This window comes from Pedobacter sp. NO84 (assembly GCF_059703915.1).
Genome location: NZ_AP046575.1, coordinates 164,965 through 188,956 on the forward strand (window position 1 = coordinate 164,965; position 23,992 = coordinate 188,956).

General features: G+C 38.7%; 22 protein-coding genes. 14 read left to right on the forward strand and 8 right to left on the reverse strand.

The window, feature by feature from the left end; genetic code table 11:
* Nucleotides 1-24: 24 nt before the first annotated feature.
* Both AC6H0V_RS00795 and AC6H0V_RS00800 read left to right on the forward strand, forming a co-directional pair.
* Entirely contained in the window at nucleotides 25-2,499 is a 2,475-nt protein-coding gene (locus tag AC6H0V_RS00795; protein ID WP_497561799.1) for a carboxypeptidase regulatory-like domain-containing protein, read from the forward strand.
* Between the two features lie 26 nt (nucleotides 2,500-2,525).
* Nucleotides 2,526-2,900, forward strand: a complete 375-nt coding sequence (locus AC6H0V_RS00800) for a glyoxalase superfamily protein (RefSeq protein WP_497561800.1) — start codon at nucleotides 2,526-2,528, stop codon at nucleotides 2,898-2,900.
* Between the two features lie 29 nt (nucleotides 2,901-2,929).
* On the opposite strand, the gene AC6H0V_RS00805 is transcribed toward AC6H0V_RS00800, so the two are convergent.
* Nucleotides 2,930-3,592, reverse strand: a complete 663-nt coding sequence (locus AC6H0V_RS00805) for a hypothetical protein (RefSeq protein WP_497561801.1) — start codon at nucleotides 3,590-3,592, stop codon at nucleotides 2,930-2,932.
* 169 nt (nucleotides 3,593-3,761) lie between these two features.
* Here AC6H0V_RS00805 and AC6H0V_RS00810 point away from each other — a divergent pair, with 169 nt between their 5' ends.
* The 11 genes from AC6H0V_RS00810 (at nucleotide 3,762) to AC6H0V_RS00860 (ending at nucleotide 12,889) form a co-directional block, all read left to right on the forward strand.
* Nucleotides 3,762-4,310 carry a hypothetical protein gene (locus tag AC6H0V_RS00810; protein WP_497561803.1) on the forward strand — a complete coding sequence of 183 codons (549 nt, stop codon included), beginning with the start codon at nucleotides 3,762-3,764 and terminating at the stop codon, nucleotides 4,308-4,310.
* Between the two features lie 125 nt (nucleotides 4,311-4,435).
* Complete coding sequence (locus AC6H0V_RS00815) at nucleotides 4,436-4,933, forward strand: cupin domain-containing protein (RefSeq protein ID WP_497561804.1); 498 nt, start codon at nucleotides 4,436-4,438, stop codon at nucleotides 4,931-4,933.
* Nucleotides 4,934-5,028: 95 nt separating this feature from the next.
* On the forward strand, nucleotides 5,029-5,694 hold the full coding sequence (locus AC6H0V_RS00820; RefSeq protein ID WP_497561805.1) for a DUF3667 domain-containing protein: 666 nt from the start codon (nucleotides 5,029-5,031) through the stop codon (nucleotides 5,692-5,694).
* A 61-nt stretch (nucleotides 5,695-5,755) separates the two neighbouring features.
* Nucleotides 5,756-6,484 carry an acyl-CoA desaturase gene (locus AC6H0V_RS00825; RefSeq protein ID WP_497561806.1) on the forward strand — a complete coding sequence of 243 codons (729 nt, stop codon included), beginning with the start codon at nucleotides 5,756-5,758 and terminating at the stop codon, nucleotides 6,482-6,484.
* A gap of 19 nt (nucleotides 6,485-6,503) precedes the next feature.
* Entirely contained in the window at nucleotides 6,504-6,908 is a 405-nt protein-coding gene (locus AC6H0V_RS00830) for a DUF1475 family protein (protein WP_497561807.1), read from the forward strand.
* Nucleotides 6,909-6,960: 52 nt separating this feature from the next.
* Entirely contained in the window at nucleotides 6,961-7,767 is an 807-nt protein-coding gene (locus AC6H0V_RS00835) for a DUF1295 domain-containing protein (RefSeq protein WP_497561808.1), read from the forward strand.
* A 58-nt stretch (nucleotides 7,768-7,825) separates the two neighbouring features.
* Nucleotides 7,826-8,860 carry an SAM-dependent methyltransferase gene (locus tag AC6H0V_RS00840; protein WP_497561809.1) on the forward strand — a complete coding sequence of 345 codons (1,035 nt, stop codon included), beginning with the start codon at nucleotides 7,826-7,828 and terminating at the stop codon, nucleotides 8,858-8,860.
* A 214-nt stretch (nucleotides 8,861-9,074) separates the two neighbouring features.
* Nucleotides 9,075-10,319, forward strand: coding sequence for an NAD(P)/FAD-dependent oxidoreductase (locus AC6H0V_RS00845; RefSeq protein ID WP_497561811.1), 1,245 nt, complete (start codon nucleotides 9,075-9,077; stop codon nucleotides 10,317-10,319).
* A gap of 126 nt (nucleotides 10,320-10,445) precedes the next feature.
* Nucleotides 10,446-10,805, forward strand: coding sequence for a four helix bundle protein (locus tag AC6H0V_RS00850; RefSeq protein WP_497561812.1), 360 nt, complete (start codon nucleotides 10,446-10,448; stop codon nucleotides 10,803-10,805).
* 11 nt (nucleotides 10,806-10,816) lie between these two features.
* Nucleotides 10,817-11,650, forward strand: coding sequence for a DUF1365 domain-containing protein (locus AC6H0V_RS00855; RefSeq protein WP_497561813.1), 834 nt, complete (start codon nucleotides 10,817-10,819; stop codon nucleotides 11,648-11,650).
* Nucleotides 11,651-12,889 (forward strand): class I SAM-dependent methyltransferase, encoded by a 1,239-nt coding sequence (locus AC6H0V_RS00860; protein WP_497561814.1) that lies wholly within the window; start codon nucleotides 11,651-11,653, stop codon nucleotides 12,887-12,889.
* Nucleotides 12,890-12,978: 89 nt separating this feature from the next.
* Here AC6H0V_RS00860 and AC6H0V_RS00865 read toward each other — a convergent pair whose 3' ends face one another.
* From AC6H0V_RS00865 to AC6H0V_RS00890, 6 genes are all read right to left on the reverse strand, one after another.
* Nucleotides 12,979-13,839 (reverse strand): DUF6438 domain-containing protein, encoded by an 861-nt coding sequence (locus tag AC6H0V_RS00865; protein WP_497561815.1) that lies wholly within the window; start codon nucleotides 13,837-13,839, stop codon nucleotides 12,979-12,981.
* A 182-nt stretch (nucleotides 13,840-14,021) separates the two neighbouring features.
* On the reverse strand, nucleotides 14,022-15,374 hold the full coding sequence (locus tag AC6H0V_RS00870; RefSeq protein ID WP_497561816.1) for a DEAD/DEAH box helicase: 1,353 nt from the start codon (nucleotides 15,372-15,374) through the stop codon (nucleotides 14,022-14,024).
* A gap of 214 nt (nucleotides 15,375-15,588) precedes the next feature.
* A complete protein-coding gene (locus AC6H0V_RS00875; RefSeq protein ID WP_497561817.1) occupies nucleotides 15,589-16,572 on the reverse strand; it encodes a hypothetical protein in 984 nt (327 codons plus the stop codon).
* A gap of 161 nt (nucleotides 16,573-16,733) precedes the next feature.
* Nucleotides 16,734-18,071, reverse strand: a complete 1,338-nt coding sequence (locus AC6H0V_RS00880) for an MFS transporter (protein WP_497561818.1) — start codon at nucleotides 18,069-18,071, stop codon at nucleotides 16,734-16,736.
* Nucleotides 18,072-19,232 (reverse strand): trans-sulfuration enzyme family protein, encoded by a 1,161-nt coding sequence (locus tag AC6H0V_RS00885; protein ID WP_497561819.1) that lies wholly within the window; start codon nucleotides 19,230-19,232, stop codon nucleotides 18,072-18,074. It lies immediately after the preceding gene.
* Nucleotides 19,232-20,569, reverse strand: a complete 1,338-nt coding sequence (locus AC6H0V_RS00890; RefSeq protein ID WP_497561820.1) for an APC family permease — start codon at nucleotides 20,567-20,569, stop codon at nucleotides 19,232-19,234. The genes AC6H0V_RS00885 and AC6H0V_RS00890 overlap by 1 nt, the downstream gene beginning before the upstream one ends.
* A 288-nt stretch (nucleotides 20,570-20,857) precedes the next feature.
* On the opposite strand from AC6H0V_RS00890, the gene AC6H0V_RS00895 reads away from it, so the two are divergent.
* Nucleotides 20,858-22,750 carry a DNA topoisomerase IV subunit B gene (locus AC6H0V_RS00895; protein ID WP_497561821.1) on the forward strand — a complete coding sequence of 631 codons (1,893 nt, stop codon included), beginning with the start codon at nucleotides 20,858-20,860 and terminating at the stop codon, nucleotides 22,748-22,750.
* A 243-nt stretch (nucleotides 22,751-22,993) separates the two neighbouring features.
* Here the strand turns inward: AC6H0V_RS00895 and AC6H0V_RS00900 are convergent, their stop codons facing one another.
* On the reverse strand, nucleotides 22,994-23,992 hold the full coding sequence (locus AC6H0V_RS00900) for a YihY/virulence factor BrkB family protein (protein ID WP_497561822.1): 999 nt from the start codon (nucleotides 23,990-23,992) through the stop codon (nucleotides 22,994-22,996).

Consider the following 23,992-nt stretch of genomic DNA (forward strand, 5'->3'; position numbering starts at 1 on the left):
AACTATCTCCCTTGCGTTGTGCCTATGAAAAAGAGTGCTTTAACCTTCGTCATCCTATTTTGCCTTGCAGCACAGCTGATGGCCCAACAGAAGGATTTTGATAAGGTGGCCACTTCCTTGGCCAATTACATGTCCTTGAGCCCGCAGGAAAAGATCCACATCCATTTCGACCGTTCATCCTACAGCATAGGCGATACGATTTGGTTCAAGGTATATCTTGTAAATCCTATAGGGAACCGATTATCGGGGATAAGCAAGGTAGTACATATCGATATTAAAAGTCCAAGTGGGACGGTAAAGCAGATGGTACTTCCCGTTAGTGTAGGAATGGCCTCAGCACAACTGGCACTCACCGATAGCCTCTATCAGGCCGGAAATTATACGTTAAGGGCCTACACCAAGTTGATGCGCAACGCGGGCGAGGACTACTTTTTTAACCACACGTTCAGGGTTGCAGGACCGGCTACCGCACCTGTCGCCAGTATCGCTCCCGAAAAAGCGACAAATAAAAAGAACGTGGTCCCTGTGCCGCCACAGCAAAAAGAGAAGCTCTATCTTGATTTCTTTCCGGAAGGCGGCTCGCTGGTATCGGGCATCCGTTCCAAGGTGGGATTCAAGGCTGTTGATAAAAACGGACTCGGCACAAAAGTAAAGGGGCACATAGAAAACAGCAGTGGCGAAAGGGTCGCCATGTTCGAGAGCGGCCATGCGGGCATGGGGATCCTGGCGCTGTTGCCACAGGTGGGAACAGACTATAGGGCCGTAATAGACGAAGGGAAATATGAGGGGCAGCGCTTTGACCTTACCAAAGCATTGAACAATGGGTATGTACTTTCTGTGAGCCAAGCCGCTAACGGCCTACAGGTTAGGATTTCACGCTCTGGGGGTATGGAGGCAGATACTGAAGTCAGGTTAATGGTACAGTCTAATGGAGAAGTTCAGCAGGCACTTAAACTGCCCATGAGCACATCCACCATTACGTTCACCGTTCCAAAGGCCGAACTAGCGGAGGGAATCAATCAGCTCACGCTCTTCTCGACGGATAATCGCCCTTTGGCAGAGCGGCTGGTATTCGTACGGAAGGAACAGCAGGGAAAGAGTTTGCTAGAAAGCGACAAACAGGAGTACGGAACACGGGATAAGGTAAAGCTGAGCCTTTCGATCACCGATGAAAAAGGAGCGGGTATCATTGGCGGCTACTCGGTATCGGTGGCAAAAGCAGATGTGGCCTTGCCTGAAGAGAACCAACTGAGCATCTACTCAAATCTCCTGCTAAGTTCAGACCTTCGAGGGAATATCGAAAGCCCCAACTATTATTTTACCGGCCCAACTGCCCAGAAGGATGCAGAACTGGATGCACTGCTGTTGACCCAGGGCTGGCGGCGGTTCAACTGGACGGAGGTAATGTCCGAAAAGCAGCAGCAGCCGAAGTATAGCGCAGAGGAAGGACTGCGGCTCAGCGGCCGGATCACTACCCTAGGTGGCAAGCCCATTGCCGGGGCAAAGATCAATTTTTTGGTCACCAAGGAAATGCTGATCCTAGATACGGTTGCCGATGCACAGGGCAGGTTCGCCTTTAAAGATCTACAGCTAGGCGATACCGCAACGATTATTCTAAGGGCAAAGGGCCTGAAGGACAACAACAATGCAAAGATAACGCTGGATATTGACAGTGCGGGAATGATGGATTTTAAAACAGCTGAATTAACGGTACCGATAGACACCACGACAAGTAGTTCATCGATAGAAAAAGCGGCCGACCCAACACAACCTCAACCGCCAGGCAAAATTGTTCAGGGCACAACGCTTAAAACCGTTAATATCACAACAAAGCGAAGACCCGAGATCAAAGGTTCGCTATATCCTTTTGCGGCTCCGCCCCCAGACTATACCCTCGAACCGGATAAGTTACAGGAAATTAATGACCTACAGTTCTATTTAAAAAATCGATTTTCAGGTGTAGTAGCTAATGGAGATAAACTATATGGATATTACCACGGGAAGATAGGTCCAATGGTAATATTGCTGAACGGAAATATGATCGAAGATGTTTCTGGAATAAATCCAAAGGCACTAACTGGGGTTCAAATCGTGAAAGGAGGTGTGCAGGCGCTAAACATGGCCACAGGATTATTAATTGAGACTCCAAATGCATATGACCAAAATCCGGGCTTTGGGATTGTACTTTTAACCATGGCAGGAGTGGATAAGAAATATATTAAACCGAATCGACCTCCCGGCTTTCTACAATATGAAATGACCGGTTATACTTATGCCCGAGAATTCTATGCACCACAGTATGACAAGCAGAAAGAGCTGCCGAAGACCGACTTTCGCAATATACTGTTCTGGAAATCTGATATCATAACTGGTGAAAATGGGAAAGCAGAGATTAACTTTTATACATCAGACGAAACCGGCAACTACCAAATAACGCTTGAGGGAATAGGAGCTAATGGTGAGCTTTGTAGGAAGGTGAACTACTTTGTGGTGAAATAAAATAATGTAATTCTTAATTTTGTCTCATGCAGATTATCCCTTTATTAAAGGTTAGCGATATGCGAAAAGCTATTCGTCATTATACCGAGGTATTGGATTTTGTGATGACATGGCTTGAAGATACCCCGGATTCGGAGGTTGTAGATTTAGGTCATGAGAGGATGGAGCTGCAGATCACTACTCATGAAAGCGACAGACTATTCGGTTCGGTGATTTATGTCTACGTGCCAAATGTTGATTCTCTGTTCGCGAAATATAAAAGTAGGGGCCTTGATACTTCCAACAAGCCAAATTCGCCGGTACATCAGGGGCCTGTTGATCAGACTTGGGGCAGGAGGGAATTTTATGTTACTGATGATGATGGGAACACCTTGCGTTTTTGTCAATATGTAATCGATTGAAAATCCCCATGTGCAGATTTTAGACTGTGCTATTCAGTCCTTATCATTTTTATTATATTCTTTTTATTGTTAGTTGACAATATAAGCTCTCGATTAGCATTTTTAACAATAGTATAGACTTCTTTATGAGGCTCAATTCTAAAAGTAGTTTGTTGCTTTAGATAGGCTGTAATCACAGAATTTTTGCCTAACAATTTATTAGCAGGAATAAGGACCCGCTCGTAACCTATGGCATCTATCATAAAATAGCCTAAAATTTTGTGCTTAAACAGAATGAGATGACCAATGCCCTTTTCATTTGTAAATGAAAGTCCAATTGGAGCGTTTACATTATCTCTAAGTCCGATATATGCTTGCATGGGCATTCCAGCGTCGTCTAAAACTTTTACTTCAATGTTTCCGATCTCAGTTTCATTAATGTCCGATTGAATTTCATATCTAGAGGTATCCGCATTTTTAATTTGCTCATAGATTAGAGTAAGAGTATTATTTTTAACAAAAAACTTTCCTGCGCCTTTTTTGCCCACCAAATGACCGTTGGTTTTCTCAGTAAATGATGGTTTAGTAAAGGTAATTTCTCTACTACCTGCATCAGCTACGGCAACAGATTTATATGTTCCATGTATGCCCTGAGCATTAAGTGTTAAACTGGATGTTGAACATAGAAGTCCTACAATTATTCGTTTCATCATAGCATCCTCCTTTTTTATCTTTGGGAGTTTTAGGATGTATAAAAATACTCCAATTATGATTAATTGTGAATGAAAGTTTTAGAGTAACTTAAATTTCTCTTTACGCTCAAAAAAAATTATCTTCATCGCATCTAACAAATGATAACATAACCATTAAAAATTAAAACCCATGAAAAAGATATTCCTCACCTTATTAAGCTTAAGTTTATTTACAATCGTATTTGCACAAAAAACACTACCCGAGATTAAAGATGGATCAAAAATGACCGCAAGTGTTTTTGTATCTGGACAAGAATATCCCTTAACATTTACAGTTAAATCAACCAAAGCACCGGTTAGTATAGCTTGGTCTGTAGATGGATATGGCGATGGAGAATTCTTGATTAGCGAAAAAGGGTTAGAATCAGGTACAGCGATCTACATGGCGCAACCTGGTTTGGGATCCACTAAATTATCGGATGTCGAAACCTACGGATTGATTTCTAAAGCGGCCTATAAAACTTTAATGGAAACGAAAACTTTCACGTACAATGGGATGAAATTTAACCTTAAAGCAGATGCCAATACGATGAAAATAAACGGCAAGGAAGCAGACGTCACCAGCGTAGTTACAGAAGATGGCAAAATACAATTATGGATTTTAAACAATCCTAGCCTTCCCTTTATCGTGCAAACCGCCGGTATGCCGATAGATATGGTAGTTACCGATATCAAGTAAAGTTAAGCGTATGGCGATAAGCGAACGGCGGTTTAAACGCCCTACGCTTAACGCTAAGCGCTCAACCAAAAAAAACAAGTCCCGAATAAGACTTTTTAATTTCGAACCCGTATTTTTGCGTCAATATGGAAACTCAAAAAAAAGATATATTCGATACCGTTGCGCAACGCTTACAGATCGAAGGTTTTAAAGTAGTTAATCGCGACGAAACACGTCCTTGGGGCGGCTTCTTTGTAATAGATGAGGCACAGGCACAACAATTTGCGGATACCTACTTTGATGGCTTAGATGTAAATAGCTTAAAAATAGGCGGTAAGTTAAGTCCTAAAGTGTTGATCGTTGCGCCTGGAAAACGTCTTTCATGGCAATACCATCACCGTAGGGCCGAAATATGGCAGGTAATTACAGGAACCGTTGGTATTAAAACCAGTGATACCGACGTTGAAGGAGAAACCAAAAACTACCATGCCACAGAACAGATAAAATTGCAACAGGGAGAGCGTCATCGGTTAATCGGGCTAGATGATTGGGGTGTAGTAGCCGAAATTTGGCAACATACCGATGCTTCTAATCCTTCTGATGAAGATGATATTGTTCGTGTACAAGACGATTTTGGCAGATAATTAGATTCAGTTGCATGATCAAATGTAAGAACTGCAAGACCGAGTTTGAGGGTAATTTCTGTTATCAATGTGGGCAAAGTTCACATACACATCCCATGAATTTCCATTTTTTATGGCACGATGTTCAGCATAGCCTGCTTCATTTTGATAAGGGAATCTTTTACACCGTCTATGCACTTTTTACTAAACCCGGCCATGCCATTAGGGCATACATCGAAGGGCAACGGGTTAGGTTTTTTAAGCCCATTTCTTTAATTGTATTATTGGCGTCGTTATATGGCGTAATATCTCTCTATTTTAATGTTAAAATTACAAGTGTAGAGTTTACGAAAGACCCCGAACAACTCGCTCAACAAAATCAGTTAACGGACTGGATCAACGCACACTATGTGGGTGCTATGCTGCTCATGTTACCGCTTTGGACCGTAGGTTCATATCTCTCATTTTTAAAACAACGGTATAATTTTATTGAGCATTTTGTGCTCAATTCTTATATCACTGTGCAAGCATTGGTTATTCAACTTTTGCTGTTCCCGTTAACCTTTTACTATAAAAATACACCAACACAAGATCTAATAATAAGCATAAGCGGCTTGCTTTACCTCATTATTGCCATATGGACCTACTGTCAGTTTTTTAATAAATTATCCAAAATCAAAACTATACTCTACAGCCTGCTTAGTTATATAATCATGATGACGTTAATGGTCTTCTTCTCTATACTAGTGGGCATTGTCTTGGTCATCTTCTATAAGATTTAATTAGTTCATAGAATTCAAACCATTTCCCCCGTTTTTACGTTTATAATACAATATATACTACATGATAATTCTACTTTTTTTCTTAGCTCACTGGTTCTTATCCCTTTTTAGTCAGACTTTCTTTTTGCACCGCTATTCATCACACAAGATGTTTAAAATGGAGCTATTTTGGGAGCGTTTCTTTTATCTCATTCTTTTAATTTCTCAAGGCTCTTCCTTCTTAAATCCGCGGGCATATGCCATCCTTCACCGGATGCACCATGCGTATAGCGATACCGAGAAGGATCCACATTCGCCTCATTTTTTTAAGGATGTATTTGGAATGATGCTCGCCACAAAAAATATGTATCTGAACTATTTACGTTATAAAATAGAGCCTGAACCTGCTTTTAGAGGTAATTATCCCGAGTGGCCATTAATTGATAGGTTAGGAGATTCCTGGATCTGGAGAGTAGGGTGTGGCTTATTTTATATCGCCTTTTATGTTTTCTTTGCCACACATTGGTGGATGTTTATCTTATTGCCACTCCACTTTTTAATGGGTCCCCTTCATGGTGCTATTGTAAATTGGTGCGGTCATAAATATGGATATTCGAACCATGATAACGAAGATCACAGTAAAAACTCATTGCCCTGGGACTTTTTGTTGATGGGAGAGCTGTTTCAAAATAATCACCATAAAAAACCAAACAGTCCTAATTTTGCGACCCGATGGTGGGAGTTTGACCCAACCTATCCCATGATGAAGATACTGCATTGGATGAGAATAATTAAGATCAGAAAAATCTAACTAATATGTAAGATGTAAGATGGGAAATGGAAGATGGAGGGCAGGCATTTTCCCTCTTCCATTTTCCCTCTTCCCTTTTACCTATCCTTCTATGATATCCGCTTTAAAAATAATCTTTTCTGCCCTTTTGATCTGGGTAACTTACATTGTAATCAGCACCAGTTTACAAAGCTCATTATTTGATCAATGGGACTTTTTAGGATCAATTCCTTGGATGATAGCCACTTTGTGGGATTTCTACGCCAATATCTTCATTATCACCCTGTGGATGTTTTATAAAGAAAAATCAACTTTTCTTAAAATCGTTTGGTTAATTTTATTCGTATGTCTAGGTAGTATAGCCACTTGTACTTACGTTTTAATTAAGTTATTTAAACTAAAACCAGGTGAGGGGCTGAACGAATTAGTCGGAAGTAGGGCATGACCCATGATCCATGAACTATGAACCAGGAACTATGATCAAGGAAAACTGAACCATGAACCAAAATTTACTATTTATCGCTCTCGTTTCTCTTATTGCCTGTTGTACCATCATGTTCTTGGTATGGATTTGGGCAAAAAAAATCAAGAATGCTGGTGTTGTCGACGTTTTTTGGGCGCTTAATTTTCCGGTAATCACACTAATCACATTCTTCCTTTCTGAGGGTTTTGAACTTAGAAAAATGGTTATCTGCAGTTTATTCTTAGTGGCTGAATTGAGACTAGGAGTCCATCTTTGGCAACGTGTAATTGGTCATTTAAAGGAAGAAGAGGGAAGGTATCAACAGTTGAGGAAAGAATGGGGAAAAAATGCCGATCGAAATTTCTTCTTCTTTTTTCAATTTCAGGCGATTTCAAATGTTATTTTGGCACTTCCATTTTTTATCATTACCGCAAATCCAACCTCAGAGTTTTCAATCGTTGAATATATTGGAATAGCAATTTGGGTGGTTTCTTTCTTTGGGGAAATGATCGCTGATCGGCAGTTGGCATCATTTAAAAAAGACCCTAAAAATAAAGGTGAGGTTTGCGATGTAGGACTATGGTATTGCAGCCGGCATCCAAACTATTTTTTCGAATGGTTAACCTGGATGGCTTATTTCGTATTTGCACTGGCATCACCATGGGGTATGTTGGCCATTATCAGCCCCGCTATAATTTTATATCTTTTACTAAAGGTTACAGGTATACCTAATAATGAAGAACAAAATTTGCGAAGTAAACCTGTAGCGTATAAAAAATATCAAAAAACAACAAGTTCCTTTTTTCCATGGATTAAAAAAGTTGGGAGTCGAGAGTTCTAGGCTCCTACAAACTCTAAGCTCCATGCCCCAAGCTCCAAACTCAACCTTCCAAACTCAAATGTGGTACGATAAACTGATAGAAAACAACCAATTACCAGACCCATTGCTTCGATTGGGCATTAGAAAGTTGCTCAAAAAGCGATTAAACGACGAAACCATAGGTGATGAAGAGCAGCAGCAACAAAAATTTAATTCATTACTTGAAGAATTAAAAGCATCGCCTATAGCTGTAAATACTGCAGATGCGAATGAACAACATTACGAACTGCCCACAGCTTTTTTTCAATATTGTTTGGGTAAAAACCTAAAATATAGTAGCGGTTATTGGAAGCCTGGTGTTACTAATATTGATACTTCAGAAGATGATATGCTGGCTTTAACTTGCGAAAGGGCAGGGTTAACCAATGGTCAAAACGTTCTAGAACTTGGCTGTGGTTGGGGCTCGCTTTCACTTTACATGTCGGCAAAATTTCCTGAAAGTACATTTACTGTTGTTTCGAACTCCACAACGCAGAAGGTTTTTATTGATGATACAGCAAAGCAACGCGGCATTAAGAACCTAACCGTGCTTACTGCGGATATGAATACTTTTACCATTGCAGATACTTTTGATCGCGTAGTATCTGTTGAGATGTTCGAGCACATGCGGAATTATCAATTGCTTTTGGCTAAAGTTTCCTCTTTTCTAAAACCAGAAGGGAAGTTATTCGTGCATATTTTCACCCATAAAACACTGGCCTATAAATATGAAGTAGTTGATGAAACCGATTGGATGAGCAAGTACTTTTTTACCGGTGGGATCATGCCTTCCAATCATTTGTTTTTTTATTTCCATGATCATCTAAAAATAACTAAGCATTGGGTGGTTAATGGCACTAACTATGGAAAAACCTCCGAGGCATGGCTAAGTAAAATGGACGAGCATAAAAAAGAGATTATGCCAATTTTAGAAAACACCTATGGTAAGGATAACGCAGTGAAATGTTGGGTGTACTGGCGATTATTCTACATGGCCTGTGCCGAATTATTTAATTATAATAAAGGAAATGAATGGATGGTGTGTCACTATCTATTTGAGAAATGTAAGATGTAAGAGGGAAGATGTAGGATGGATTGGAGGCGGGAAGGGTACGATAAGTGTGATTTCAACAATTTAGAATAAATATAATGAACTTAAGCAGGTTTTGGCATCTATTAAGATTGCGTAAAGAAAATAAAATACGATCTCTTCGGAACCATGCTATGCCCATCTTCCCTGCCTGTCCGTCAGGCAGGCATCTTACATCTTCCATTTTACATTCCCACTTATGCAAACCTTAGCAATTATCGGTACCGGAATAGCCGGGATGGGCTGCGGCCATTTGCTGCATCAAAAGTATGATGTTACCCTTTTTGAAGAGCTGAATTACATTGGTGGACATACAAATACCGTTAGTGTTGAAGAAGAAGATCGGACAGTTTATATAGACACCGGTTTTATGGTGTTTAACTACCAGACCTACCCTCATTTATGTAAACTTTTTACGGAAATAGACGCGCCTATCAAAAAAACAGACATGTCTTTTAGCGTGCAATATATGCCCAATAAATTAGAGTATAGTGGTTCGAGTATCAGGCATCTGTTTGCGCAAAAGCGGAATATTTTTAATCCATCTTTTTTAAAAATGTTAATGCAGATTGATCGCTTCAACAAGCAGAGCATAGCAATTTTGGATGATCCTGACTATGCAGATTATTCGCTGGGAAAGTATATCAAAGAATTTAATTTCAGTAATGACATGGTATGGAAGTACCTTATACCCATGAGTTCAGCGGTTTGGTCTACACCAATGGATCAGATTCTTGATTTTCCGGCCGTGTCCCTTATTCGATTTTTCAAAAATCATGGCTTCTTAGGTATCGACACCCAACATCAATGGTATACGTTGCACCAAGGAAGTCAAGCTTACAAAGAAAAATTAATCGCTCCTTTCAGAAACCAGGTTAGGATAAACACCAAAATTACCTCTGTAGAAGAGCTGCAAAATGGTAAAGTATTGGTAGTAACCGACAAAGGGGAAGAGATGTTGTTCGATAAAGTAATAATGGCCTGTCATGCCGATCAGACCTATAAAATTTTGAAACACAAAACAGCGGACGAAGAGAGATTATTGTCTAAATTTAAATATCAGTTGAACAAAGCTGTTTTACATACGGATAAAGGACAAATGCCAAAGAAAAAATTGGCATGGAGCAGCTGGAACTATCGTGTGGAAAAAAAAGGAGAAAACTTAACGGCCAGCACGATTTACTGGATGAATAAATTGCAGGGTGTGTCTGAAAAGATAGATTATTTCGTTTCTATTAACCCATCAGCTTCGCTTGACCAAAGTAAGATTATTAAAGAAATTAACTATGAGCATCCATTATTTGACGTACCTGCCATGCAGGCTCAACAAGAATTGTATAAATTAAATGAAAATGGGCCAATCTATTTTTGTGGCAGCTATTTTAAATACGGTTTTCACGAGGATGCATATAAGAGTGCGGTTGATTTGTGCGAACAGATGTGAGATGTAAGATGTGAGATGTAAGATGGAAGATGGAAGGGATAAGAATGGAGATTTAATTTCTTAAGATTTCCTAATAGATTTTGATCCACCGGGTTGTTAGATTAGATGGCATTAAAACATCTAATTATGAATGAAAAAACAACCCAACTTTTGGACAGGACTTTTTACTTTGGTGTAAATATTCTGAAGTTCTTGAATAAATTACCTTACAATGCCGTTTATAAAGTACCAATATTGCAATTAAGCAAGTCATCAACTTCGGTTGGAGCGAATTATGAAGAGGCTCAGGGAGCTACAAGCAAAAGAGATTTCAGTTACAAAATAGGAATTTCTTATAGAGAAGCTAGGGAAAGTTTATATTGGCTTCGCATTTTAAACGAGCTATATAGTGAAGACAGATTCAAACATGAGTTCGAAGAGTATAAAGATGAGGCTAATGAACTTAAAAAAATATTCGCAGCGATTAAAATTTCTTCTAGCAAATAATTGTTAATCTGATGACAGGCCCATATTCCATATTCCATATTACCTCTTCCATATATTTGGCTAAAGTCATGCACCACAGGCTTGCTCCTAAAAAGCACAGTTTTTGGTATAACGTCTATATGTTCTATCTCGATTTGGATGAAATAGAATTGCTTTCAAAGAAACTCCGCTGGTTCAGTTACAATCGCTTCAATTTATTTAATTTTAGAGATAAGGATCATTTGCAGTTGCCGAAAGAAAATCCGGATTGTAGTAAAACAGTAAAGCAGCAGATTACCTCTTATTTAGAAACGCATGGGGTTAACATTGGCGACGGAAAAATCATGCTGCTGACTAATTTATCCGTTTTAGGATACAATTTTAATCCTGTTTCTTTTTATTTTTGTTTTGACAGTTTAGGTAATCCGCTTTGTGCAGTGGCCGAAATTAGTAATACTTACCGTGAAATGAAGCTGTTCTTCTTTGGGAGGGGAGATTTAATTGGAAATACATTTGAACAGCTAACAGAGAAACTATTTTATGTTTCTCCTTTTATAGATTTGGATACTTTTTTTGATTTTAAACTTGCCATACCGAATGAAAAGTTGGATATTAAAATTGATGATTATGATAAGGAAGGGAAAAAATTTTTCTTGAGTACATTAAAGGGAACTAAAAAAGAATTAACCGATGCACGCATGCTACGCTATTTCTTTTCTATACCGCTAATCCCTTTACAAGTAATGGGACTCATCCATTTTCAAGCATTAAAATTGTGGTTGAAAAAAATAAAGTATCATCCAAAAGCTGCAAACCAAGCAATGCAAAAAAACGTATATAAACGGTATAACCAATCAAGTAAGTAAATGTCATCTCTCTCATTAGTCAAAAATAAATCGGGTTTTTACGAAAATGTAGTCTTAAATCTACTTGGTAAAATGACAAAAGGCTTTTTACAATTAAGCTTACCAAGTGGCGAGACAATAGAAATTGGCAATCCGAATGCTACAATTAAGGCAGATTTGTTGGTTAGTGATCCTAAGTTTTTTAAATGTGTAGTCTTGTATGGGGATATTGGTTTTGGGGAAGCCTATGTAGAAGGCCTGTGGGAAACCCAGAATATTACCAATGTAATTAAGTGGATCATCCTGAACATTGAAAATGCACCATCCGTTTCTGGAAGTAAGGTAAAAATTGCTGGATTAAACCTTTTCAAATGGCTTAATCGGATCTATCATAATAATAGATCTAATAGTATTACTGGTTCACAAAAAAACATAGCCGAACACTACGATCTGAATAATGATTTCTTTGCGACTTTTTTGGATCCCTCAATGACCTATTCTTCAGCCTATTTCAAAACTCAAGAACTTTCTTTGGCTGCCGCTCAGGAAGCAAAATATCGCAGACTTTGCGAACAACTGCATCTTAAAGCCACTGATCATGTACTCGAAATTGGAAGTGGTTGGGGTGCTAACGCAATTTTTATTGCTAAAAATTATGGTTGTAAAGTAACGTCGGTCACTATTTCTAAAGAACAGCAAAAATTAGCCCGAGAGCGGGTACAAGCAGCTGGATTAACTCATAAAGTTGAGATAGTTATTAGGGACTATCGGGCTATAGATGGCGAATTTGATAAGATTGTTTCTATTGAGATGTTAGAAGCCGTTGGTCATGATTATTTGGAAGCGTATTTTGCTAAATGCAATCAACTCCTTAAACCCAACGGGATTTTGGCTTTTCAGGTTATTACAAGTCCAGATAGTAGGTATGATCATTTACGGAAAGGGGTTGATTGGATCCAAAAACATGTTTTTCCGGGATCTTTACTGCCCTCAGTTTCGCAGTTAAACAAAGCCATAAACGCTACCGGCGATCTAACCTTGGTTGATCTGAAAGACTTAGGACTAGATTATGCGAAGACACTTAGGTTTTGGTTCGAGGAATTTAACTATAAATTAAATGAAGTAAAAGCTTTAGGTTTTGATGATCGTTTTATCCGGAAATGGAACTATTACTTAAATTATTGTGAAGCAGCTTTCGCCATGCGAAATATCAATGTAATGCAGATGGTTTATGCAAGGCCCAATAATACGGAAAGGTAGGATGGATGGGAAATGTAAATGTAAGATTTTCCGAAGGGTTACTTAAGAACAGTTGGTAGTTGGCATGTCCTTAATTCGGGTTCTCCATTTCATTTGTGCAATATGGCTATATATTCTTGCTTAGAAATTTTTGATAGATTTAATTTTTGATATAAATATCTAACGGGTGTATATGCCCAGTTAAACTCAGCAGGAGCAACCCGTCCATAATCACGTATTGTCTTTACAATTCGATTGTTTTTGATAAATGTTACTGATATTTCTTCATCATCGGTCCAACTTGCCTCATACTTGTCTTTAAGTGCTAAAACATTAGCTTTTTTAAAGTCAAATTCTATTTTCGCAAAGTCTTTTTCGTTTATTTTACCTTGATAAAAACCAAGAATACCAGTATACCATCGTCCATTATAGAGTACTTCACCACTGCGCCGGATAGAAACCTCGTCAACCGGACAAGTTCCGAAACAACCAGAAGCTGAGACGATAATTTGATCGAACAAAGGTTCCGGTCTAATCGTATATTGAAATTTTGAAAATTTAAGAACAAGTGTGGTATCTTGCTCAAGTATCAACGTATCTTGAGTAACGCTTATTATTTTTTTAGCATTCCATTTATTTTCTGATAGATCTAATATTTTTAAGCTGTCGCCTTCAATTTTGTAAGTGGTGCTAGTACCTAAATATTTCCAATAACTCGGATCGGTTAGGTTATATCTCCGCTCAGTAAAAAAACCCTTTTTATCCTCGCAAACGTTGTTTGGTAAAAAAGAGTAACTAGTTGAGGCGAAAACGGGAGTAACAATTAAAGGGCCTGTTGCTTTTCCTTCGGTTTTGTTCACTTGACTAACAAATTTCCATTCACCTAGAATTAATTTTTTAGATCCCAATTCTTTTCGATGACAAGAAAACAACAACGACATAGCAAATAGAATAAAAAATGTTCTGTTCATAAACTTATGATGCTTGTATAAACGGATTTCCATACGTTCAAAACTAATAGTAAGCTTTGCCGAACACATTGGTAATTCTATAAGCCCCTAAAATCTGGCCTTTTTTTATTGGCCCAGCGCAAAAAAAAGGTCCGTATAAATACGAACCTTAAAATTGTTAACTGAAAACTTAAAACTGCGAGTTAGTCTCTCCTTCTAGAGCCACTACTAAACCTTCTATTACCACCGCCAGTACTATGCGCACTTGCTGTGCTCCCGGTATGGTTGGGTTTTCCTCCACCATGAGGTTTCTTTTTGGCTCCACTTAGATTAGGCTCACGTTCTCTTGGTTCACGTTGATTTGGTTTCTTTTTTCCCTTCCCTTTTGCATCGGCTGCGGCACTCATTAAACTTTGCCAGCTCATTGCAAAGGGATGATCTTCGTTAACTGGAATTTTAAGTCCAATTAATTTTTCAATATCATCCAAAAATTCTTTTTCTTCGCCATCGCAAAATGAATAAGCAATTCCGCTTAATCCGGCTCTTCCTGTTCTACCAATACGATGAACATACGTTTCCGGAATATTTGGTAACTCGTAGTTAATTACGTGCGCCAGTTCGTCCACATCAATACCACGAGCGGCAATATCAGTAGCCACTAAAACACGGGTAGTACGGGCCTTGAAATTGGTCAGTGCTCTTTGACGTGCATTTTGCGATTTATTACCATGAATGGCTTCAGCACGAACATTGATTTTGGTTAAATCCTTTACCACTTTATCTGCACCGTGCTTGGTACGGGTAAAAACAAGTACCGTTTCGATGGCCTTATCTTTTAACAGATGTGCCAATAAATTCCTCTTATCGTTTTTCTCCACAAAATAAACCGCTTGTTGAATTTTTTCGGCTGTTGATGAAACAGGGGTAACTTCAACTCTTATCGGATTGGTTAAAATCGTGTCCGAAAGTTTTTTAATCTCATTAGGCATCGTTGCTGAGAAAAACAACGTCTGTCTTTTTGCTGGTAGTTTAGCAATAATTTTTTTCACATCGTGGATGAAACCCATATCAAGCATACGATCTGCCTCATCTAAAACGAAAATTTCAATTTCGCGTAGGTTAACAAAACCCTGGTTCATTAGATCTAACAATCTCCCAGGTGTGGCTACTAAAATATCAACGCCGCGATGTAAGGCATCCGTTTGTGGTTTTTGCCCAACACCACCAAATACTACCAAATGACGTAAAGGTAAATTCCTACCGTAAGCCTTAAAACTTTCCTCAATTTGGATCGCTAATTCTCTAGTAGGGGTTAATATTAAAGCTTTAATAGGCTTTGGGCCTTTTATATTTCCATGTGGCTGGTTTAATAGCTGCAACATTGGGATAGCAAAGGCGGCTGTCTTACCAGTTCCTGTTTGGGCGCAGCCCAAAAGATCGCGTTTTTGTAAAATAGATGGGATGGATTGTTCTTGTATGGGTGTAGGTTGTGTATAACCTTCGGTTTCAAGCGCCTTTAAAATAGGAGCTATCAGGTTTAATTCTGAAAATAACAAAGTATAAATTTTAAGTGTAATAATAACGAAGAAGCTAGAACAATCATTGCTGGGAGGACTAACTTGCGAGTTGCTTTAAATGATAAAGAAATTCTGCTTCGCTGCAAAGATAAGGAAATTATCTTAAAGTAAGAACTTAACCATTGGTTGATAGTTCATGGTCGATGTTATCGCATCAATTATAAATTGCTCCCTAGTTCTTCTATTAAATAATTTAATCGTTTACCTTATCTACAAAACGGTAGTTCATCGCCTTTGGTCCTTTCGGTATCTCATTAAATGCCGCGTAAAGAACAGCTTTTTTGTCTTTGTTTATCCCAGGGAAAAGTTTATATACTTCTTGCCTTAATTGCTCATTTTCAGCTTTAAGGGCGTTAACATCACTAAGTTTTACGGTTGATACATAACAAACCGCTGGGAAAATATCTCCTTCTATCATTTCTGGATATATTCTAAATACCTGCGGCTTGGTATTAATATTAACCAAGGTGAGAGGGAACTTATATTTGGAGTTTACCTCTTTCATCACTTTATCGTAAAATTCTTTTATTTCTGTTTCTTTTTGATAGTGAAAGAAATCACTAGCAGGTTTGAGATACTGTAAAGACAAACCAATATAATCGACGGCATCAACTAAATAATTTTTCTGATACTTCTCTAGCGCTATTTTATAGAAGTCTGGTGCAGTTTTATTAAAGAGGCTATACGAACCTAGTTGCAGAATATTAATTTTCCATTGATCTTCGTATTTTCCATAAACGATCAGAATTAAAATCTCATTGTCCGAACTGTTGGAGACCAACAGAGAAGTATACATTTCATCGTTCATCGCCTGATAATTAACTACGTAATCGTTATAGCCCGAAACTCCTGAAATAAGTGTATTGCTTAATCCTGTGGTAGAATTTTGGACGTTATACTCGTCCAGAACGCGATAACCTGATTGAAAAGACGAGCTTATTTGACTAAGGAGTTGTGTGATGTTTCCACTTCCTTTGTCCAACAGCGCCTGCGACATCAGCGCTTTCAAGGCTACGGAATCATTCTTTTGGATTGCTTTACACAATTTTTCGTTTAGAAATTTAATTTGTTCTCGTTTATCTTCTTTGATTCTGTCATTTCTCCACATTCCGGAAGTCCCCAACTTGCAGCTTGACAAGGTGAATACCACTAACAAAATTCCAACTATTTTTTTCATTGTGAGAGGGTTTGGTTCGTATAATTCTTATCTTAAATATACGAAACTGTTCAATTTCTACAATGGGTTGAAGAACTGTTTTACCAATATCTTATTCTCTTTTTTCTTGACTGCAAATAATTGTTGCAATTGAATTAGGGTGTTTAGATTAGATATTTCGGTTATTTTCTTTCTTTAAATCTCGTAAAAAATAGTAACGCCAACACGCACAATGCAAACCCAACTACGCCGTTTAATCTCAATCCATAATCATGTCCAACATCCTTACCATAAATGGTGAGCATGGCAAAAATGGCAATACCTAATGTTTGTCCCAATTTTACGAAAAGGTATTTAACCGCAAAGAACATACCTTCATGGTTTTCGCCAGTTTCGATGGTATCTTTTTGAGCAATATCTGCTAAAATTGCGTTTGGTAATATGCCTAGGGCGGCTAAAGGGAAAGAAGCAAAAACCACCAAAATATACATTTGGACTCTCGGTGCAAAAGGTAGTTTGCCCAAAAAGAAAATGGTGACGAAAATTAGGCTCAATATCCCAAAAGCAAAAAGGACCAAGGGTTTCTTGCCAAAACGAGTAGCCCCATAATTTATAAATGGATAGAATAAGAGCGACAAAACAACCATTAAGCCCATAAACATTCCACCATCGGAATCAGGGAGTACCAGTAGCACGGTTACATAATACAACAATCCGCTACTCATCAAACTTAATGCGGTATAATACGTGAAATCGGATATTAAATAATACTTAAAATTTGAATTGCGAAAGGTGTTTTGGATGGCGGGCCACAATGGGGTATGTGAAGGCTTGCTTTTAACATAATCGCGTTCATTGATAAACAGAATGGGGAGGGCCATCACCAAGCCCGACAATACACTTAGCCCAATAATGGTATATTGTAAAGCTTCAAACCGCTCTGTAACATTAAAATAGGTTTGGATCAAATCTGCGAAGTTATTGCAAAGTGCCCCTAATATCATTCCTAAAACAAAACCAACCTGCTGAAAGGTAGAGAGTTTAACCTTTTGTTCGGGGGTATGTGTTAGCTCTGCCAATAGTGCATTATAAGGAATAATGTAAGTGGTAACTGAAATAAAAAATCCTGCAAGAATAAAAGTTAACCACCAGGCATTAGTGACGCTTTCTCCTTTAACTATTGGATGAAAAACTAAGCTGCAAAATAGTACTGCAGGTAAGATCGCCCATTTCATGATCGGAAATCTCCGGCCTTTCGGATTGGAACTCCGATCGCTAACCGATGCAATAAACGGATCATACGCCGCATCAAACAATCGTCCTGATGCCATTATTAATGATAAAATATTAACGACCCCGAAAATCAATAGCTGTGGGATAAGCGGAGTTAAGCCAGCATTTTTTGGAGGAAGATAAAAATAATTAACCATTACAATAATGATGTTGGTCATTATGCTCCAGCCCATCATCCCCGCTGCGTAGGCCAATTGCTTCTTAAAAGGTAGTGTTTGTATCGGCATTTAGAGTTGTGCTAGGGCTTGTTCAATATCCTTAATCAGGTAATTAGCATCCTCTAAACCTATATATAGCCTAATTAATACATGTCGTTTGTTGGTCGGATCAAAATCGGCCTTGTTAATCCCGGCGCAAGCAGGAATAACCAAGCTTTCATATCCTCCCCAAGAAACAGCCATTAAAATGTGCTGCAAACTGTTACAAAAAGTTTCGATCTGCACCAACCCAGCATCTTTTAAAACGATACTGAATAAACCCCCGCACTTTTTCATCTGTTTTTTAGCTAATGCCAAATCTTTGTTAGTACTACTAAAAGGATGTAAAACCTGCGCCACTTTTGGGTGCTTTCCTAGGTAAGAAATAACCTGCTCAGCGGTTTCGCTAATCTTTTCGAGCCTAATTTCTAGGGTTCGAAGGCCACGTAACAATAACCATGCATTTTGAGGGGCCAATGCCGCACCAATATTTAGGTATTCTTTATTAAAAATCTTTTCGAGCAATTCTTTCTTACCAGTTAAAACCCCTGCCACAACATCGCTGTGCCCAGCAAGATATTTGGTGGCCGATTGTGCAACCAAGTCAATTCCATAGGCTATAGGTTGTTGGTAAAGCGGCGAGCAATAACTGTTGTCTATCAGGGTTAAAATTCCCATGCTCTTGGCAATGGCCGAAATAGCCTCCAGATCCTGTACGTCAAAACTAAAGGTATTTGGCGATTCGAGGTAAATCAACTTTGTTTTTGGCGTGATTGCCTTTTCAATTGAAGTAGTACTAGTTCCATCAACGAAAGTAGTTTTTACTCCAAATTTTGGTAAAAACTCTGTAAATAGTTTGATGGTCCAACTATAAGGATTTTCTACACAAACCACTTCATCACCACTTTGTAATAGTGCCAAAACCGGAACGGTAACTGCCGCAATTCCACTGCTAAAAACCAATGCATCTTCCGCTCCGTCTAAAGCAGCTAATTTTTTACGTAGGATATCAATCGTAGGATTAAAGCCCCTAGAATATAGATTGCCTTGATATTCATCAGCCAATGCTGCCCTAAAATCAGCTACGGTATTAAACTTGAAATTACTTGTCTGTATAATGGGTGGTGCTATCGCGTTAAAATAGTTTTCGCGTTCTTCACCTAGTTCATTTAAGATATATGATAAGTCCATTAGCTCAACGATGTTGATTTTTTAGCGTAGAAAATGTAGTACAATAACAAAAATAGCAACAATAAGCCAACGCCAGTATAAGCAGCTTTAAGATCCTTTATTACCACACCAATAGCAATCATAAAATAACTGAACACAAAAAACGCCGCTAACATTGGGGTAAATTTATTCCATGTGTTTTGGGTTACCTCATTGCCCTGCATTCTTTTTCTTAGTATAAACAGCGTTGCTGCAGAAGTGCTCATACCAATGCTATCTAAAAACATGGTAAAATTTAGAATGCTATCTACACCTTTGCCAAAAAAGGTAACCACAATTGCAATTAAAGAAAATGTAGCCAAACCTGTTATAAGAGCCCCGGTTTTAGGGTGCATGTAAGAAAATATTTTAGGAAAAACCTTATCTACGCTCATCGCGAACATTACTCTTGGGTTGCTCATAAGTAGAATATTTACATAAGCAAGTACCGATAGAAACATCAGGCCATCGAAAACCTTGGCTCCTAATGGACCAAACCAGGCTTCACACAATAGCGCGCCAATGGCCGACGCATTTTTCATTTTATCAAATCCAATCACATCGATATAGGCAACGTTAATTAATAAGTAAAGCGAAACAACGATGATAATTCCTATGAAAATTCCTTTAGGTATAATGGTTGGTTTCTTAACCTCAGAACCAAAATTTATCGTTTGCTGATATCCGCCATAGGCGAAACAGACCGGAATCATAGAAACTAAAAATAGCGAAAGCGCGCTGCGGTTAGATAAAGAATACAATGGTGATCCTGTTTCATAACCATGTGGCTCTACTACAACCCCTTTAAAAATGCTCGCAATCAGCAATAAAACCAGTCCAACTTTAATGATAATCAAAACGTTTTGTGTTTTGCTACTTGTTTTGAGTCCAAAAAGGTTCACGAAAAAAAAGATGCCAACAGCAGAAATAGCCATGGTGGTATTAAATAGTGTGCTGCTTGGTTTTCCAAACAGAAGATCACTTACGTAATCAGAGCCAATTAAGGCTACCACAGCCAAAGAAGCTGCATTACTGATTAATATAATTGCATTTACAGAAAATCCGATGGCGGGATGATAGCAATGAGCAAAAACTTTGTAATAGCCGCCCATTGCAGGAAGGCGAAGACCAATTTCGGCATAGGTTAGGGCACCACAAAGTGCGATAACACCTCCAACAACCCATACGGTAAAAAAGATGGTGCTGTCGCCTGAAGTGGCCGCAACCGAGGCAGGATTTCTAAATATCCCCATCCCAATTACCAGGCTTACAACAATCATGGAGAGATCGAAGAGAGAGAGTTGCTTTTTGTTTTCCATCGAAATGTATTTGGCTAGGAAGATAGGGATTTTAGTCTTAAGTCCAAAGTCTTGAGTGGGGAAGTCCGAAAGTCGGGGAGTCCGAAAGAAAGTCCAGAAACCGAAAAGTCCAGAAGTCCATAGATTAATCGTTCGCCATACGCTCAACGCCAAACGCCTAACGCTGCCCGCCATTGTTCAATTGTGGAAACTTTGTGATTGATTTGCCCAGAGATTAAATTAAATTTGTAATGCTAAGATAAAACCAATTGGTTTATCCTTATTTCGGCAATTAAAAAGCATACAATTATGGCAGAACCAATCTATAACGACGATAGTATCCGATCCCTCGACTGGAAAGAACACATCCGCTTACGTCCCGGTATGTATATCGGAAAATTGGGTGATGGTTCTGCACAGGATGATGGAATTTACGTATTGTTAAAAGAGATTGTAGATAATTCTATTGATGAATTTGTAATGGGATCTGGGAAAACGATAGATATCACGTTGTCTGATCATAAGGTTAATATAAGGGATTATGGGAGGGGCATCCCCCTTGGTAAGGTAATCGATTGTGTTTCTAAGATCAATACTGGCGGCAAATACGATAGTAATGCTTTCCAGAAATCGGTAGGGCTAAACGGCGTAGGTACCAAAGCCGTTAATGCATTGTCAGCCAGCTTTATCGTTCAGTCTTATCGCGATGGCAAAACTAAAAAAGTAGAATTTAGCAAAGGTGAGATCGTAATGGACCACCCAGAAATTGAAACTACGCAGAGAAACGGAACAGCGATTACTTTTTTTCCAGACGATAGCATCTTTAGAAATTACCACTACATTCCTGATTTTGTAGAAAGCATGATCTGGAACTATGTGTTTTTAAATACAGGGTTAACAATCAATTTTAATAACGAAAAATATTTCTCAGAACGTGGATTGTACGATCTGTTGAACAAAGTTGCCGATGTAGGTAATATTCGCTACCCGATTATTCATTTAAAAGGTCATGATATTGAAATTGCCATGACCCATGGTCAACAATACGGTGAAGATTACCATTCTTTTGTCAACGGTCAGCATACCACACAAGGGGGAACCCACCAAGCGGCATTTAGAGAAGCAGTGGTGAAAACCATTCGGGAATTTTATAAAAAAGAATACGATGCCTCCGATATTAGGGCATCAATTATTGCTGCGGTCTCAATCAGAGTACAGGAACCGGTGTTCGAATCGCAAACGAAAACTAAATTAGGTTCGCAGAATATGGGCCCAGAAGGACCATCCGTGCGTACGTTTATCAACGATTTTGTAAAGAAAGAATTTGATGATTATCTGCATAAGCACTCCGATGTGGCTGATGCGCTGTTAAAAAGAATACTTCAATCTGAACGAGAGCGAAAAGATATTGCCGGCATTAAGAAGTTAGCTAATGATAGAGCAAAAAAGGCATCGTTACACAACAAAAAATTAAGAGATTGTAAAGTCCATTTTAACACTACCCACGATAAGCGCTACGAAACAACCCTGTTTATTACCGAAGGTGATTCGGCTTCTGGTTCGATCACCAAATCACGAGATGTGGATTGCCAGGCCGTATTTAGTTTGAAAGGAAAACCCTTAAACTGCTATGAACTTACCAAAAAGGTGGTTTACGAAAACGAGGAATTTAATTTACTACAGCATGCTTTAAATATTGAAGATGGATTAGAGGGTTTGCATTATAACAATATTGTAATTGCAACAGACGCTGATGTGGATGGTATGCACATACGTTTGTTAATGATGACTTTCTTTTTGCAGTTTTTTCCTGATTTGGTTAAGGCAGGGCATGTTTATATCCTCCAAACGCCACTTTTTAGAGTACGGAATAAGAAAGAAACTTTTTATTGCTATAGTGAAGAAGAAAGAAGGGATGCTATTGAAAAATTAGGAGGACGTCCAGAGATTACTCGTTTTAAAGGCTTGGGAGAGATCTCTCCAGATGAATTTGGTTTGTTTATAGGCAAGGATATCAGATTGGATCCGGTGATTTTAAAAGAGCAAACCATTAAAAGTCTGCTAGAATATTACATGGGCAAAAATACACCTGAACGACAACAGCACATCATTAAGAACCTGAGAATAGAAAAAGATGAGATTAAAGAAGAAGAAAGGGAACGAAATGAAGCGAATACAGAAGTGGAGCTAGAGAGTGCGTAGTTAGTTTGGGTTGGGAGTTGCCTAACTTGCTTATAAAATTGATAGCCACTGATTAAGAGGATTAATCATTTTAAAAATCTGTGGCTAAATAATTATTGGGCTTTTTTTCATGTCAGCCTGACAAATCTGTTTGGCTACCTCATAGCTGTCATCCTGAGCCTGTCGAAGGACGAGATAATCTCCTATCGGTGTAATCCCTAATCCCCATAGCTATCGGGACGGTGTAATCAACCGCAAAGTGTCTTAACCCTCAGGGCAATCAACGGTATCTTCTGGATGTTGAGGGGGAAGCACATCCACCTTTTTTTCTACAATGATAGTTTTCAGGTGTACCGCATATTTGGAAGGCGCTATGGCAACGCCGTATTTCTCGGCATAAGCCTGGGTAAACTCAGCGCCAAAATAGAGGATAATTGACGTATAGTAAATCCATACCAAGATCACAATAATAGAACTAGCTGCTCCAAATGCAGAACCAGGATTACCTTTTTCGATATATATCCCGATCAAGTATTTACCTAAACTAAATAAGATGGCAGTAAATAGCGCTCCCATTAAGGCTGGTTTCCATTTTATTTCTACATCTGGCAGCACTTTAAAGATAATGGCAAAGATAGTGGTTACTACGGCCAAGGTTAATGCATTGGTAATAACCAGCATCACCACGTCGGATATGGCCGAAATTCCTATTTTCCCAGCATAAACTTCTAGTTTATTGCCGACGCCAACCACTATACTATTAATAACCAGGGATACTAAGAGCAGAAATCCTAAGGATGCGATCAGAGAAAAGGAAAGTAGTCTATTGGTAATCAGTTTCTTCCATCCCTTTTTAGGAACAGCCCGTACTTTCCATATTAAATTGATGCTATCCTGTATTTCTATAAAAATAGCAGTTGAACCAATTATCAAAGTAATTACTCCAATAATTAAACCGAATGTGCTTTTCCCCGATAGGTTGGCGTTGCTTACGAAGTTTCTTAATTCGTTTGCCGTATCTACACCAACCATTTTACTGATTTCGCCAAACAGTTTCGTGTTGGGATCCATATTATCTCCCAAAACGAGGCTAGCGGCCGAAATGATGATGATGATTAAAGGAGTGAGCGAAAATATGGTGTAGTAGGCCAGCGCTGCGCTTAATTTCATCACGCGGTCTTCCATAAATCCTTTTCCCGCTGCTATAAACAGGTGATAAATGCCAACTACAAAATTCTTTGCTTTTTTGATAGGATTAATCAT

Excerpts from the sequence above, each read along its gene's own strand:
- AC6H0V_RS00795 (WP_497561799.1), top strand. The coding sequence starts at position 25 with ATGAAAAAGAGTGCTTTAACCTTCGTCATCCTATTTTGCCTTGCAGCA.
- AC6H0V_RS00800 (WP_497561800.1), top strand. The coding sequence starts at position 2,526 with ATGCAGATTATCCCTTTATTAAAGGTTAGCGATATGCGAAAAGCTATT.
- AC6H0V_RS00805 (WP_497561801.1), bottom strand. The coding sequence starts at position 3,592 with ATGATGAAACGAATAATTGTAGGACTTCTATGTTCAACATCCAGTTTA.
- AC6H0V_RS00810 (WP_497561803.1), top strand. The coding sequence starts at position 3,762 with ATGAAAAAGATATTCCTCACCTTATTAAGCTTAAGTTTATTTACAATC.
- AC6H0V_RS00815 (WP_497561804.1), top strand. The coding sequence starts at position 4,436 with ATGGAAACTCAAAAAAAAGATATATTCGATACCGTTGCGCAACGCTTA.
- AC6H0V_RS00820 (WP_497561805.1), top strand. The coding sequence starts at position 5,029 with ATGAATTTCCATTTTTTATGGCACGATGTTCAGCATAGCCTGCTTCAT.
- AC6H0V_RS00825 (WP_497561806.1), top strand. The coding sequence starts at position 5,756 with ATGATAATTCTACTTTTTTTCTTAGCTCACTGGTTCTTATCCCTTTTT.
- AC6H0V_RS00830 (WP_497561807.1), top strand. The coding sequence starts at position 6,504 with ATGGGAAATGGAAGATGGAGGGCAGGCATTTTCCCTCTTCCATTTTCC.
- AC6H0V_RS00835 (WP_497561808.1), top strand. The coding sequence starts at position 6,961 with ATGAACCAAAATTTACTATTTATCGCTCTCGTTTCTCTTATTGCCTGT.
- AC6H0V_RS00840 (WP_497561809.1), top strand. The coding sequence starts at position 7,826 with ATGTGGTACGATAAACTGATAGAAAACAACCAATTACCAGACCCATTG.
- AC6H0V_RS00845 (WP_497561811.1), top strand. The coding sequence starts at position 9,075 with ATGCAAACCTTAGCAATTATCGGTACCGGAATAGCCGGGATGGGCTGC.
- AC6H0V_RS00850 (WP_497561812.1), top strand. The coding sequence starts at position 10,446 with ATGAATGAAAAAACAACCCAACTTTTGGACAGGACTTTTTACTTTGGT.
- AC6H0V_RS00855 (WP_497561813.1), top strand. The coding sequence starts at position 10,817 with ATGACAGGCCCATATTCCATATTCCATATTACCTCTTCCATATATTTG.
- AC6H0V_RS00860 (WP_497561814.1), top strand. The coding sequence starts at position 11,651 with ATGTCATCTCTCTCATTAGTCAAAAATAAATCGGGTTTTTACGAAAAT.
- AC6H0V_RS00865 (WP_497561815.1), bottom strand. The coding sequence starts at position 13,839 with ATGAACAGAACATTTTTTATTCTATTTGCTATGTCGTTGTTGTTTTCT.
- AC6H0V_RS00875 (WP_497561817.1), bottom strand. The coding sequence starts at position 16,572 with ATGAAAAAAATAGTTGGAATTTTGTTAGTGGTATTCACCTTGTCAAGC.
- AC6H0V_RS00880 (WP_497561818.1), bottom strand. The coding sequence starts at position 18,071 with ATGCCGATACAAACACTACCTTTTAAGAAGCAATTGGCCTACGCAGCG.
- AC6H0V_RS00885 (WP_497561819.1), bottom strand. The coding sequence starts at position 19,232 with ATGGACTTATCATATATCTTAAATGAACTAGGTGAAGAACGCGAAAAC.
- AC6H0V_RS00890 (WP_497561820.1), bottom strand. The coding sequence starts at position 20,569 with ATGGAAAACAAAAAGCAACTCTCTCTCTTCGATCTCTCCATGATTGTT.
- AC6H0V_RS00895 (WP_497561821.1), top strand. The coding sequence starts at position 20,858 with ATGGCAGAACCAATCTATAACGACGATAGTATCCGATCCCTCGACTGG.
- AC6H0V_RS00900 (WP_497561822.1), bottom strand. The coding sequence starts at position 23,992 with ATGATTAATCCTATCAAAAAAGCAAAGAATTTTGTAGTTGGCATTTAT.